Raw genomic sequence first — 12,950 nt, forward strand, 5'->3', positions numbered from 1 at the left:
CGTCAGGTGGGGACGACCGGCGGCCGATGCAGATTTTCCGTTCGGCGGCGCAGAACTTTCCGTTCGGCGGCGCAGAACGCCGCGCCGCTGCAGCGAGTGCGTGCCGGATTCGCGGCCTGCTCGGCATGTTGCTACGCCGTCACGCCGCCCGGGGCGAGGCCGCCGTTCACGATCCGCCTCCAGAGGGTGTGCTGCCACTCGTTCGCGTCCGGCGAGGGCGGGGTGGTCAGCACCGGGTTCGGGCCTGTCTCGATGAGGTGCAGCAGTGTCCAGGCGACGCCATAGCAGTCGTCCGGACCGAAACAGGAGACCAGTGCTCTCGCCTCTTCTCCGGTCACGGGTCGGTGGATCGCCCCGAGCTGTCCGTCGCGTCGGTCGATCTCCTCTTCGTCGGCGTCCTGGTCAGGCAGGGGCCATCGGCTATGAACACGTGCACTTCGGGTCTCATCCCCGAAAGGTCTCATCTCCGAATGATCGCTGCCACGCCTGCGACCGGCAGGCTTGAGCGCCGCCTGGATCCGCGTAGGGGGCGGCCGTGCGGCCCGGGTGTGGCGGGAATGTGGCGACCAGGGGTGCTGTTACAGCACACGTAGCTGACATGCGCGAGTCAAGATCGCGTGATGTGGGCGGAAGGAGGACCTCATGGCACGCAACACTGCGCGACCGGTCGTGACGCTGAAGTCGACGGCCGGGACCGGCGTCACCTACGTGACGCGCAAGAACCGCCGAAACGACCCCGACCGGCTCGTCCTGCGCAAGTACGACCCGGTGGCCGGGGAGCACGTCCCGTTCCGGGAAGAACGCTGAGCCGAGCCCGGCGTCGCCGGGCGGACAGTCGTAAGGAAGGAATCCTCATGAGGCCTCGTATACACCCTGAATCCCGGCCGGTCGTCTTCCGCGACCGGGCCGCGGACGCCGCGTTCCTGACCCGTTCGACAGCGCACTCGTCCAGGACGATCGAGTGGGAGGACGGCAGCACGTACCCCCTGATCGATGTCGAGATCTCGTCGGCGAGCCATCCCTTCTACACAGGGACCTCCCGGGTCATGGACACCGCCGGCCGTGTGGAGCGCTTCGAGCGTCGTTACGGCCGTGCGGCCTCGCCGCGGCACTGACGGCGGTCCGGGTTCCCAGCAAAAGGAGAGCAGAGCTATGAAGGTGCGCAAGTCGTTGCGTTCGATGAAGGCCAAGCCCGGGGCCCAGGTGGTCCGCCGGCGCGGCGTGGTCTTCGTCGTCAACAAGAAGAACCCGCGCTTCAAGGCCCGCCAGGGCTGACAGCGCACCGGATCGGCCGTCCGCACCGCTCCACCGTGTCCTGGGGCTTCTCGCGAACCGCCATCCGGCTCAGGTGCCGCTGCCGTGCGGCCATCTGATCGAAGAGTGTGTCCAGGCCGCCAAGAACGAGTGCGGCCTGGACGCGTACGCAGGTCCGCTGCTGTCGCGGCTGCTACCGGCACATCACCCTGGCGGGGCTCGCCTGTGTCTTTCGCGCGTTCCGTGCGTTCTACGCCCTCCGTGCCTGCGCTCCTCCGCGCCTCCGTGCCTTGCCTGCCGTCGTGGCTGCTGCGGTGGTCGTCGGGCGGCCGAGGAAACAGTCCGTCTCGCGCCCTCACCGTGGCAGAGGTCCGCAGCTCCTGCCCCCCGCCCGGCCAAAGACTCGTACCCGCATCGACGGGGCCCCGTGGGCCTGCCCTGAACAGGTCCCATGTGGTCGCTGCTCTGACGGTGACGGGGGCGCTGCGTGGTAATCCGGTTTACCGTGCGTTCCGTCCCGCGCCGAAGCGGTGGCCGTACCCGGTCCGCGGCGCCCTTGGCCGTGGGCGGCGACCGGATGGGCGCCACCTCGTCTGCGGGCTGACCCTGCTCTCGACGCCATGCGTGGCGCTGCTGTGCGTGCCGCGGCTGTGCGTGCGCGGGCGGCGTTGTCAGTGGTCGCCAGTATGTTCAGTCGTGTCCCGCCGATGTGGCGAGGAAGTCCCCCTTGGTGCATAGGAGATGGTGCGTTGTCGGATTGGGAGAGGTCGAGCTCGGCGCGGGTGATAGCACCCGCGCGGCCGCGCAAGCTCGCCAAGGTCCCGTTCGTCGAGCTGGCCGACGGACGCTTGCAGGGCGTGGTGTCCAGCGGCTCGGACATCGAGCGGGTCTATGTCTCGTCGGTCGCGGTCGGCACCTACGCGTTCGCTTGCAGCACCAACAACAACCGGCCCTGCGGCGGCGCGCGGGGCATGTTCTGCAATCACATCCGGGCCCTGATCAACGAGGCGGTGCTGCAGTACGGCGCCGAGCGCGTCGCCCGCTACCTGAGGGTCGAGACCGTGGACGGGGCGCCGAGCGCGCTGTCCATCACCGCCGACATGAGCGACACACGCCCATCGCAGGGGGACATCAAGGCCGCCGCGCCCGTCTTCAGCCGGTTCCTGCGGCACCTGGCCTACCTGGAACTCGCGCCGACCACCGCGCCGTTGCCGGAGATGCAGTGGTTCCCGCCGACCAGGGCGGTGGCGATGAGAGTGCCCCAGTGCGAGCTCGGTTCGATCGTGGGGGAGCGCGCCCACCCGCTCTCCGACACCATCGCCGGGCTTGACGAAGCCTTGGCGGCCGTCGACGCCTTCGATCAGGCCCTCGTCGCCGGCCTGCTCCGTCCCCAGCCCGCCCAGGCCGCCGGCCTGACGGAGCTCGCCCACGCCGTCACGGGGACGCCACTGGCCGCCAGGGTCGCCGAGGCGGCCGAGAAGGCGGCGGCCGGAGCCGCGAGCGAGGACCACTTCGTCGCCCTCGCCGCCGCCCGCACCGCACTGCTCGGCTCCGTCCACGACGCATTGATGACCCGTGTCGAGGAGGCGACCGGCCGGACCCACGGTGAGGAGACCCGCCCGGCGCCCGGCGGACGGCAACCGGCGAACCTGCTCTCCGCGGCCCGCTCCTGGCTCTCCGATCTCGCGCGCGCCGGTTGGCAGGGCATCGACCACGACCTGGTCTCCGGGGCGGCGCAAGTCGTCTCCGCGATGCTTCCGGACCCGGCCCTGCGCCGCCTGGCGATCCTCCTCGACGGGTTCTCCGCCGAACTCGCCGCCTCCTGCCCGGGCGCGTCTCTGGAGAGGATTCCGGTACGCCGCTGGGGGGACCTCTGGTCGCGTGCGATGCTCCTGACAGTTCCCGGTGCGGCCGACGTGCCCGCGACCGGTACGGCCACCGGCCGCCTGCTGCCTCTCGGCGTCGACGTGCAGGAACACGCGACCGCCGCACAGGCCCAGGTCCACGCGGTGTTCGAGCCCGCGGACGGTGGCGCGCCCCGCCTGGTGCGTGCCGGAGTATCGGTGCCGAAGCCCGACACGGTCGTCGGAGCCGGCCTCTGGCAGCTGCTCCGCCCGCACCTGTCGCTTCTGGCAGCCCTCAGCGAAGGCCGCTCGATGGACCTCACCGACATGCCGGTCACCGCTGAGGGCGACCTGATCTGGAGCGACGAGCAGGCCCGCCCGAGCGAGCCTGCCGACGCCTTCGCCACCGCCCGTGTCGCCCTGTCCACCGCGACCGCTCAGGTGACCGCGCCGCTGGACCGCCACCCGGCAGGTATCGCCGTCCCCGTGTTCCTGCAGGGCTACGTCGTTCAGAAGGCCGCCCAGAACGACGCCCAGGAGGACGCTCAGAAGACCGTCCAGAAGGCAGTCCAGAAGGCCGCTCAGGAAGACGGCGACGCACTGACGTTCATCGTCGCCGGACACCCGCTCGCCGTCGACACCGACCGCATTCCCACCGCCGGCCCGCTCACCCCCGAGGCCGTCGCGGCGTCCGGCGCGTGCATCGGGCTGCTCCGCTGGGACGCCGGATCGTTCAGCGTCCAGCCGCTGGCCGTCGAGACGACCGTACGGAAGAAGGCTCTCGCGATCCACGCCGGGGGATGGGCCGGGGGCACGACCGACAAGGTCGGGGTCAAGGCCGAGAAGGCCGCCACCGACGCCGTGGCCGTGCTGCGGGAGCGGGCGGGGAGGTTGCTGCGGAAATGACGGAGCACCCGACGGAAAAACTGGCCGAGCACGCCGAGCACGCCGAGCACACGGACCCACAGAACCCCGGGGTGAATCCCCACGACAACCGCCGTCAGGTCCTTTACTGGCGGCTCCTCGCCCGGCTCTTCGACCACGAGGAACAGACCACGCTGGAATCGGCGAGCCTCGCCGTCGTCGAGGACATCGGGCTGCCGTCCGCGCTGCTGGACCCGGGGGCCTCCGTCGACTCGATCGTGCAGCGCCACCCGGAGCTGGCCGCAGAGTTCGCCGGTCTGATGGCGCCCGATCCAGGCCCCGAAACCGCCGACGGTGCCCGCGACCGGGCTGTCGAAGTACGGCGCGCGGCGCTGGTGTCGAAGGTGCTGCTCAACGTCTTCGCCGTCGGCTCCGGTACGGTCACCGCCGGACAGCTGGCGCGCTGGCAGTCCGACGCGGGCTGGCTGGAGCGCGCCCTCGGCTGCAAGCCCGGCGAGCTGCGCGGCGGCCGGGCCGGCGGAGGGACCGGGGGAGGTGCCGCGGGACGCGGTGTCAGTCCGACCGGCACCGGCGGCCCGGGCACGACGCCCGATCTCAGCCGGCTGATTCCGGCGATCGGGCCGGAACTCGGCGCCCTCGAGGCCGATCTCGTCAAGCGGATGCGGCTGCGTGAGGTGCTGGCCGACCCCAAGCTCGCCGCGCAGCTGACTCCGAGCATGTCGCTGATCGAGCAGCTGCTGCGGGACAAGAACAATCTGTCCGGCGTCGCGCTGGCCAACGCCAAGGCCCTGATCCGACGTTTCGTCGACGAGGTCGCCGAAGTGCTGCGCACCCAGGTGGAGAAGGCCACGGTGGGCGCCCTGGACCGCTCCGTCCCGCCCAAGCGGGTGTTCCGCAACCTCGACCTCGACCGCACGATCTGGAAGAACCTCACCAACTGGAGCCCGGAGGAGGAGCGGTTGTACGTCGACCGCCTCTACTACCGGCACACCGCCCGCAAGACGACGCCCCAGCGGCTGATCGTCGTCGTGGACCAGTCGGGCTCGATGGTCGACTCGATGGTGAACTGCACCATCCTGGCGTCGATCTTCGCCGGGCTGCCGAAGGTGGACGTCCACCTGATCGCGTACGACACACAGGCGCTCGACCTCACGCCATGGGTGCACGACCCCTTCGAGACCCTGCTGCGCACCAACCTCGGGGGCGGCACCGACGGCACCGTCGCCATGGCACTGGCCCAGCCGAAGATCGCCGAGCCCCGCAACACCGTCGTGGTGTGGATCTCCGACTTCTACGAATGGCGATCCCAGCCGCTGTTCGACAGCATGGCCGCCATTCACCGCTCGGGAGCCAAGTTCATCCCGGTCGGCTCGGTGACCAGCTCCGGCCGCGGCAGCGTCAACCCGTGGTTCCGGGAGCGCTTCAAGGATCTCGGTACGCCGGTGCTCTCCGGCCACATCCGCAAGCTCGTCCACGAGCTCAAGACGTTTCTCGCTTAGAGGCCCAGAGGCCCAGAGGCCCAGAGGCCCAGCCCCAGACGCTCAGACGCTTAGAAAGGCCCTTTATGTCCGACCTGCTGCGCGCCCCCGCCGAGATCAAGTACGCCGAGGAACTGGACTGGCTGGAGTCCATCGACGACAACCCCAAGCCCTTCTCCTGGCGGCTGTCCCCGAAGATGGTCCGGCTCTTCATCCTGGGCTCCGAGCGCTCCGACGGCCTGGACCGGGAGATCCCGCAGAAGTGGTTCGGCGACCGCAGTTTCGTCGAGCGGTCCATCGTCACGCTGGCCTCCGACCGTGGCCTGCTGCTCATCGGCGACCCCGGCACCGGCAAGAGCTGGCTGGCCGAGCTGCTGTCCGCCGCGATCTCGCGCGACTCGACGCTGGTCGTGCAGGGCACGGCCGGCACCACCGAGGACCACATCAAGTACTCCTGGAACGTGTCCATGGTCATCGCCAAGGGCCAGTCGCGGGAGTCGATGATCCCCTCGCCGATCATGACCGCGATGGAGACCGGCGCGATCGGCCGTTTCGAGGAACTCACCCGCTCCACCAGTGACGTCCAGGACGCACTGATCTCGATCCTCTCCGAGAAGTACATCTCGGTCCCGGAGCTGGACAGCGACAACATCGTCTTCGCCAAGCCCGGCTTCTCGATCATCGCCACCGCCAACAGCCGCGACCGGGGCGTCAACGACCTCTCCTCGGCGCTCAAGCGCCGCTTCAACTTCGTCCGCATCCCGGTGGTGACGAACAAGAAGAGCGAGGCGGAGATCGTCCGCTTCCGCACCGAGGAACTGCTGCGCCGCCACCAGCTCGAACTGGACGTGCCGCCGACGCTGCTCGACGTTCTGCTGCAGAGCTTCGCCGATCTGCGCGCCTCGGCGGCAGCGGCCGGCAGCGACGACGAGAAGCTGGAGTCCGCGCTGTCCACCGCCGAACAGATCGGCGTGCTCGAGGACGCGATCCTGCACAGCAACTTCTTCGGCGAGCGCGCCCTGACCGCCCACACGCTGGCCTCCTCGCTGGTCGGGTCACTGGCCCGGCGCGAGCCCGAGGATCTGGCCATCCTCAACAAGTACCTGCACGGCGTCGTCGAGCCGCGCAGCAAGGAAGAGGGCGGATCCTGGCCGGAGTTCCTGGAGGGCGGCCGCGACGCGATCGCCACCCTGTCATGAGCCGCACGCACGAGAGTACCCACGAGGGCACGCACGAGGGCACGCACGAGGGGACCAAGAGCGGCACGCGGGAGGGGACCTTCGAAGCGCTGCGCGGGCAGTTGCAGGAGGCCGCCGCGACGTTCGCCGACGGTCCCGACGCCCTGGAGGGCATCCTCCTCGGCCTCGTCGACGACGTCGACCGCGCGGTGCGCGAGCCACTGGAGATCTTCCCCGTCTGCCACCACTCGCCCGCCTCGGCGCTCGCGATGGCACGCCGACTGCGGGAGAAGCAGCCGAAGGTCGTGTACCTGGAGCTGTGCGAGGACATGGCGCCGCTGCTGACCGAACTGCGCAACTGCAGGCTCCCGGTGGCGGTGCAGGCATTCGCGACCGAGGTCGACGGCTTCCCTGCCGAGTGGTCCCCGCTGTCGGTGGTCGCACCGATCACCGAGGCCTCGGCCGAGTACCAGGCGATCGCCTACGCACTGGACACGCCCGGCGTCGAACTGGTCCTCGTCGACCGTTCCTCGGACCACGTCTTCCAATGGGACGCGCGCGGGACCACGCACTCCGCCGAGCCTGCCGACCCCGACGCACCGCCCGCTGAGGAGGAGGCCGCGCTGCACGGCGACGCGGTCGGCGTGGAGATCGGTGACCTGCGGCCGCGCTTCGCCGAACTGGAGGAACACCTGCTGCGGCACGGCAGGGTGCGGCACTGGTCGGAGTGGTGGCACCAGTACGTCGAACTGCCGCTCGGCGACAGCGACCACGACACCTACCGCCAGGTCATGCTCCTGATCGGCAGCCTCTTCCGGCGCCTCGCACCCGGCGACCCCCATCGGGTGCGCGTGGACGAGGACCGCGAGCGCTACATGTGGACCAGGATGCGCGAGCACCTGACCGCGACCGGCACCGATCCCGACGACTGCCTCTACATCTGCGGCGCCTTCCACGCGGCCAGCCGGGTCGCGGAGTTCGGCGTCCACGGCACCGACACCTTCGAGATCGGCCCGCGCACCGCCACCAAGTGGCAGCACGGCCTGATTCCGTCCAGCCACGCGGCGATCGAGGCGCAGTTCGGCCTCGCCGCCGGCTCGGTGTCGATCGCCGCGACGGTCTGGGCGAAGAACGTCAAGCGCACGCGCGTGGAGCCGTATCGTCTGGAGGGACAGGCGGGCGCGAAGAAAACGAGGGCCAAGAAGACCACGGCCGCGGCGGCTCCCGCACGGGCTCTCCCGCCCTCGGAACCGGCCCTCCCGCCTTCGGACAAGCTGACCGGCTTTCTGCGGCAACCGCCCGTGCTGGACCGGTTGGACGAGGCCGAACTGCTCGGCTGGTCGGTGGAGATCGTGCGTGCCGCGCGCCGCAATGGCTATCTCGCCTCCACCGCCGACGCCATCGCGGTGTTCGAGACGTCGATCCTGCTGGCCGGGATGCGCGACCGGGCCAAGCCGACGCCGTACGACTTCCAGGACGCGGCCGTCACCTGTATCGAGAAGGACACCGTGCCGGGCCGGCGCGATGTGCGCCGCCTGGTGGACATCATGATGGGCGGCGACCGGATCGGCCAGGTCGGCTACGACGCGCTGCCCCCTCTGGCGCGCGACGTGCACGACCGGCTCGCGCCGCTGAACCTGAAGCTCCAACAGCGCGGTGTGCAGCGGGCGCTGCTGGACGTCGCCTCCCAGCCGGAGCTGGGGAGGTGCTCGGACGTGCTGTGGATGCTGCGGTATCTGATGCCACAGGGCGCCGCGCGGCCGATCATGGGCGAGCGGAAGCTGGGGGAGCGGCCGATCCAGGAGTCCTGGGACCTGGCGCTGGGCACCCACCAGCGTGCGCTCATCGAGCTCGGCTACGAGGGCGTCAGCATCGAGCAGGTTCTCGAACAGCGCCTGCGCCGCACGGCGTACGCGCCGGGAGCCACCGCGGCGACCGTCCTGGAAGCCGTCGAGGACGCGACGCTGTACCTGGGCGGCCGTCGCCTCACCGACGAGCTGGGCACCCGCGCCCTGGAGGTGCTGTCGGCCGAACGCAGCGTCGACGGCGCACCGGAGGTACTGCGCCGAGTGCGACGGCTGCTGGCGTACTACCGCACCAGCGAGCCGGTGCTGCCGCCGTGGATCGAGTCCTTCGTCAAGGCCGGATACGCGCACTACTGCACCCTGCTGCCGACGGCGTTCACCGACGAAGACGCCACCGTCCGCCACGTCGCGGCGATGCTGGGCTTCCTGTTCAGCATGGAGAGCCTGGCACTGTCGCTGGGCTGCGACCGGACCCAACTGGAGCTGGCGGTCGCCCAGTCGCACCCCGAGGACCCGTCGAAGACGGCGCTGCTGTGGGCGGCCCAGACGCAGCTCGGGAACCTCTCCCGCGCGGACCTCCGGGCGAGGTGCGACGAACTGCTCGGCAACCCCTTGGTGGTGCCCGCCTATCCGCGCTACCTCAGCGGCTTCGTACACGCCCTCGAACCCGTCCCGGGCCTCACCGACTTCGTCGTGGAAGCCGTGTCGAACGCGTTCGGACGGCTGCCGGACCCGGTCCTTCTGCCGTGGCTGCCCACCCTGATCACCACCTTGCGCTCAGGTGGCTCCGAGCTGGCCCCCCTGCTGATCCGTGAGGCCGGACGTATCTTCCCCGGCCGCCTCGCCGTGCTGGACGCGTGGGCGCCGCCGTGGCGGGCGCAGCCGGAGCCGCAAGCCGTGCCTCCGGCGCGGCGCGCGGACGACGACCGCGGTGCCGCGCTGCTCGCCGCCCACCCGGCGACGTGCGACGCGGTGGCGAGTCTGCTGGGCTGCGACGGGACCTGGGGGACGGCGAATCCCGGCCCGTCGGGCGCGGCACTGGCCGGTCTCCATCCGGATACGGCGCTGGCGCTGGAGGTGCTGCTGGCCGGTCCATGAAGTCGGCGGGGCAGAAACCGACCGGACGTGATCCCGAAGGCGAGCCCCGAGGGGAATCCCCAGGTGACCCCGGTCGCGGCCCCGAATGCCACCCCGAACGTGAACCCGAACGTCAGCCCGAACAGGAGAGAGCCGCGGACCGCGTCCCGAGGGCTTCTCGCCCCGGCGGTCCAGCGGTATGTCCAGCAACTGGGCGAGAAGAAGGACCGACCCTCAGGGCGCCGAGTCCTTTTCGCTGCCCGCTGCCGCGTAGGCCTGGGTCGGGGTCATGGCGACGCCGTTCAGGCTGACGGTCTTGTAGGTGCTGACCTTGGCGCAGGTCTTGGACTGGTCGGCGGTCTGGGCGTGGGCGTTGGATGTGGCGGCCTTGGTGTCGGCGGGGGCGGCGGAGGAGGCGGTGGTGCCCGGGTAGGTGGTGCCGCTGGTCCAGTCGGTGCCGATCACCAGGGTCAGACCGGTGCCCGTGCCCTGCTTGAGGTGAGAGGAGGCCAGGCCCAGGGCCTTGGCGGCGGTCTGGGCCTCGGCCTTCTTCCCGGCGCCGTACGTGAGCGTGGTCCTGGAGGCGGCGCCGGAGGCGTTGCCGGTGGTCGTGTCGGGGCTGAATCCCTTGCCGATCAGGGCGGTGGCGATGGCGGCGGCGCGGCCGGTGACGGCGGTGCCGTTCTCCACGGTCACCGCGATCTGCGCGGCGGGGACCGCGGAGGCCGTGGCGGTCGTGGAGGCCGCGGCGGACGTCTTGCCGGACGCGCCGGTCAGCGACTGGTCGTTCGCGATGGTGGAGAAGAGGCTCTGGGCGGTGGAAGCGGCCACGAGCCGGTTGCTGTCGTTCGGGTCGGGCGCGGTCTGCATGGTGGTGAACGTGATGCGCTTGGCCGGGACCTTGTCCAGATCGGTGGCGAGCCCGATCAGCTTCCTGATGCTGCCCAGGCCCGTGTCCACGGTGAGGGCCTTGGTGGCGGCGTCGGCCAGGTTGTAGACGGCGGTGGGGTCGGTGAGGGTGCCCGCGCTCTTGAACTTGCGGATCATGGAGCTGAGGAAGAGGTGCTGGGAGTAGGTGCGTCCCAGGTCGCTGCCGTCGCCGAAGCCGTGCCGGGAGCGGACGAACTCCAGGGCGGCGACGCCCTTGAGGGTGTGGGTGCCCTTGGCGAGCTTCAGATGCGAGTACGTGTCGTAGACGTTGGCGTTGACGCAGGTGGACACTCCGCCCACCGCGTCCGACATGTTCACCACGCCGGAGAAGTCGAGCTTGACGAAGTGGTCGATGGGGATGCCGGTGAGCTTGTGCACGGTGGCCACCTGGCAGGCCGGTCCGTACTGCAGGGCGCTGTTGACCATGCCGGTGTAACCGGCCGTGGAGGTGCCGGTCTCGCTGTTCTTGCAGGCGGGGACGGAGACCACGGTGTCGCGCGGGATGCTCATCACGGTGGCGTTGGAGCGGTCGGCGGATATGTGCATCACCATCTCCACGTCCGCGTTGGACCCGGACTGCACGCCGGTCTGCGAACAGCCGCCGCCCAGTTTGCAGTCGCTCGCGCTGGTCCGGCCGTCGCTGCCCATCACCAGGATGTTGATCGGGGTCCGGCCGAAGGAGTCGGCCTTCTCCTTGCCCGCGCTGTCGCTGCCCGTGCCGTCGGTCAGCGGGATGCTGTGGAGGTTGCCGTTCAGATGCTCGTAGAACCACCAACCGGCGCCCGCGGTGACCAGGACCAGCACCGACAGGGATATCGCGGTCATCCGCAGAATCCGCCTGCCGCGGCCTACGGGCCTCGCGCGGCGCCCCGACCCGGCGCGACCGTGTGCGCGAGCCCCGGGCCGCGTCGCGGTGCGAGACGGCATGGAATGAGACGACGTGGAGCGGGATGTCGTGGCGTGGGACGAGGCCCGGCCACCCGCCGGGCGCGCCGCGTCGCCCTCGTCCGTACGCTGCCGGGGTACTCCGCGTACGCGGCTGCGTGTGGCGTGGCCTATGGGGCCGTCCCCAGGGTCAGTCATCTCGCACTCCCGCGAAACGGTCGGGCCGTTCAGGCCGTCGGCGCCGCGGTGGAGCGCGCGGCCGCATGCGTCAAGTGAGGCGGGAACCCCGCCCCACTTGCGTGGTCGCGCAATATAGCAATCGCAGATGAGAGCCTTCTGGGTGCCCGGTAAGAGCCCGTTGTCGGCGTGCTCCTCAGAAGGGTTCCGGGAGGGGCACCCGGCCCGAACCGGTGCGGACCTGCTCGATGAGCGCGGCATAGGCGGCGATCATCCGGGTGCGGCTGAACCGTTCGCGACTGAGAGCGAGGGCCGGTACGAGCTCGGGCCCGCGTTCCACGGCCTCGGACCAGGCCAGGGCGATCGCTTCGGGCTCCGGCGGGGTGAGGAAGCCGTGCCCGGCCACGATCGAGGCGCTGTCGCCGACGTCGGTGGCGACCGGGACGGCGCCGCACATCATGCCCTCGATCAGGCACAGCGGTGCCGCCTCGCCGCTGGAGGAGGTCAGCGAGACCACGTCGGCGGCGGCGTACACGGTCTCCATGTCGTTCCGCACGCCGAGCAGCGAGAGGCGGTCGGCGAGCGGAGCCTCGTCGCCGAACGCGTCGGCGATGTCCTCGCCCAAGCAGGCGTTGGCCCGCGTCATGCCCGCGCCGCACATCAGGACATGGCCGTCAGGCTGTCGGCGCAGCCAGGCCCGGGCGGCCCGGAGGAACAGCGGCACGTTCTTCATCGCGGCGTAGCGTGCCGCGAAGACGATCACAGGCGCGCCCTCCGGGATGCCCAGGGACGTCCGCAGCAGAGCGCGTCTGAAGGGGTCGGGGCGGAAGCGCAGCAGGTCCACGCCGTTCGGGATGACGTGCAGCAGCCCGGGCGGGATCCCGGCCGCGGCGTACGCCGTGCGCGTCGACTCGGCACAGCAGATCCCGGCGGCGATTCGGCCGTCGGCGACCGCGGTCCTCAGCTCGTCCAGGGCCGCCCCCTGGTTCTCCGGGTCGGAGCGGTGCAGGCACACCACGACGGGCCGCCGGGGCAGGCCCGCCTGGTTGAGCAGGCCGAGCGGCTGCTCCTTGAGGGACAGGATGACGTCGGCGCCCGCCACCGCCCGGGCAGTGGCCGCCAGCTCCGGCCCGCTGAAGCCCTCCGTGTCGGCGGGTGTCCCAGGGGTGCGGCCCAGGGAGGTGACCGGCACGCCGGCCGCGGTCAGCGACCGGTAGCAGACGTCGTCCTCCATCCGCTGCCGGGTCGCCTCCCGATACATCTCGCCACTCACGCTCAGCACCGCATGCCGCTGACCGCCCTCATGGAGCCCCAGCACCACATCGCTGTGCACGATCCGGGCCCCGCCCGAAAAGAATCCTTCATAGATTGACAGCACACGCAGTTCGTCCATCACGCGCACCTCTTGGCCCGTCTCGCAGAAAGGGAGGAAACCTT

The 12,950-nt window shown here is 70.6% G+C and carries 10 protein-coding genes and 1 pseudogene; 8 read left to right on the forward strand and 3 right to left on the reverse strand.

Annotated elements, in window-relative coordinates; all coding sequences use genetic code 11:
* Window positions 1-131: 131 nt before the first annotated feature.
* Entirely contained in the window at window positions 132-338 is a 207-nt protein-coding gene (locus OG747_RS39075; protein ID WP_405884073.1) for a hypothetical protein, read from the reverse strand.
* 304 nt (window positions 339-642) lie between these two features.
* On the opposite strand from OG747_RS39075, the gene rpmG reads away from it, so the two are divergent.
* From rpmG to OG747_RS39115, 8 genes and pseudogenes are all read left to right on the forward strand, one after another.
* A complete protein-coding gene (gene rpmG, locus OG747_RS39080; protein WP_405884074.1) occupies window positions 643-807 on the forward strand; it encodes a 50S ribosomal protein L33 in 165 nt (54 codons plus the stop codon).
* Window positions 808-854: 47 nt separating this feature from the next.
* On the forward strand, window positions 855-1,115 hold the full coding sequence (locus OG747_RS39085; protein ID WP_405884075.1) for a type B 50S ribosomal protein L31: 261 nt from the start codon (window positions 855-857) through the stop codon (window positions 1,113-1,115).
* 37 nt (window positions 1,116-1,152) lie between these two features.
* The gene (gene ykgO / locus OG747_RS39090) at window positions 1,153-1,275 is read left to right on the forward strand and encodes a type B 50S ribosomal protein L36 (RefSeq protein WP_405884076.1); all 123 of its coding nucleotides are present in this window, start codon (window positions 1,153-1,155) and stop codon (window positions 1,273-1,275) included.
* A 686-nt stretch (window positions 1,276-1,961) separates the two neighbouring features.
* Window positions 1,962-2,504: pseudogene (locus OG747_RS39095) on the forward strand (hypothetical protein); the annotation flags it as partial.
* Window positions 2,505-4,004 (forward strand): hypothetical protein, encoded by a 1,500-nt coding sequence (locus OG747_RS39100; RefSeq protein WP_405885934.1) that lies wholly within the window; start codon window positions 2,505-2,507, stop codon window positions 4,002-4,004.
* Window positions 4,001-5,482 carry a vWA domain-containing protein gene (locus OG747_RS39105; protein WP_405884077.1) on the forward strand — a complete coding sequence of 494 codons (1,482 nt, stop codon included), beginning with the start codon at window positions 4,001-4,003 and terminating at the stop codon, window positions 5,480-5,482. Before OG747_RS39100 ends, OG747_RS39105 begins: the two co-directional genes overlap by 4 nt.
* A 65-nt stretch (window positions 5,483-5,547) precedes the next feature.
* The gene (locus tag OG747_RS39110; protein WP_405884078.1) at window positions 5,548-6,660 is read left to right on the forward strand and encodes an AAA family ATPase; all 1,113 of its coding nucleotides are present in this window, start codon (window positions 5,548-5,550) and stop codon (window positions 6,658-6,660) included.
* Window positions 6,657-9,542, forward strand: a complete 2,886-nt coding sequence (locus OG747_RS39115) for a hypothetical protein (RefSeq protein ID WP_405884079.1) — start codon at window positions 6,657-6,659, stop codon at window positions 9,540-9,542. Before OG747_RS39110 ends, OG747_RS39115 begins: the two co-directional genes overlap by 4 nt.
* A gap of 213 nt (window positions 9,543-9,755) precedes the next feature.
* On the opposite strand, the gene OG747_RS39120 is transcribed toward OG747_RS39115, so the two are convergent.
* Window positions 9,756-11,276, reverse strand: coding sequence for an LCP family protein (locus OG747_RS39120; protein ID WP_405884080.1), 1,521 nt, complete (start codon window positions 11,274-11,276; stop codon window positions 9,756-9,758).
* A 433-nt stretch (window positions 11,277-11,709) separates the two neighbouring features.
* Complete coding sequence (locus OG747_RS39125; protein ID WP_405885936.1) at window positions 11,710-12,891, reverse strand: glycosyltransferase; 1,182 nt, start codon at window positions 12,889-12,891, stop codon at window positions 11,710-11,712.
* Window positions 12,892-12,950: the final 59 nt, after the last annotated feature.

This window comes from Streptomyces sp. NBC_01384 (genome assembly GCF_045040035.1).
Classification (GTDB): Bacteria; Actinomycetota; Actinomycetes; order Streptomycetales; family Streptomycetaceae; genus Streptomyces.

Excerpts from the sequence above, each read along its gene's own strand:
- rpmG (WP_405884074.1), top strand. The coding sequence starts at position 643 with ATGGCACGCAACACTGCGCGACCGGTCGTGACGCTGAAGTCGACGGCC.
- OG747_RS39085 (WP_405884075.1), top strand. The coding sequence starts at position 855 with ATGAGGCCTCGTATACACCCTGAATCCCGGCCGGTCGTCTTCCGCGAC.
- ykgO (WP_405884076.1), top strand. The coding sequence starts at position 1,153 with ATGAAGGTGCGCAAGTCGTTGCGTTCGATGAAGGCCAAGCCCGGGGCC.
- OG747_RS39100 (WP_405885934.1), top strand. The coding sequence starts at position 2,505 with ATGAGAGTGCCCCAGTGCGAGCTCGGTTCGATCGTGGGGGAGCGCGCC.
- OG747_RS39105 (WP_405884077.1), top strand. The coding sequence starts at position 4,001 with ATGACGGAGCACCCGACGGAAAAACTGGCCGAGCACGCCGAGCACGCC.
- OG747_RS39110 (WP_405884078.1), top strand. The coding sequence starts at position 5,548 with ATGTCCGACCTGCTGCGCGCCCCCGCCGAGATCAAGTACGCCGAGGAA.
- OG747_RS39115 (WP_405884079.1), top strand. The coding sequence starts at position 6,657 with ATGAGCCGCACGCACGAGAGTACCCACGAGGGCACGCACGAGGGCACG.
- OG747_RS39120 (WP_405884080.1), bottom strand. The coding sequence starts at position 11,276 with ATGACCGCGATATCCCTGTCGGTGCTGGTCCTGGTCACCGCGGGCGCC.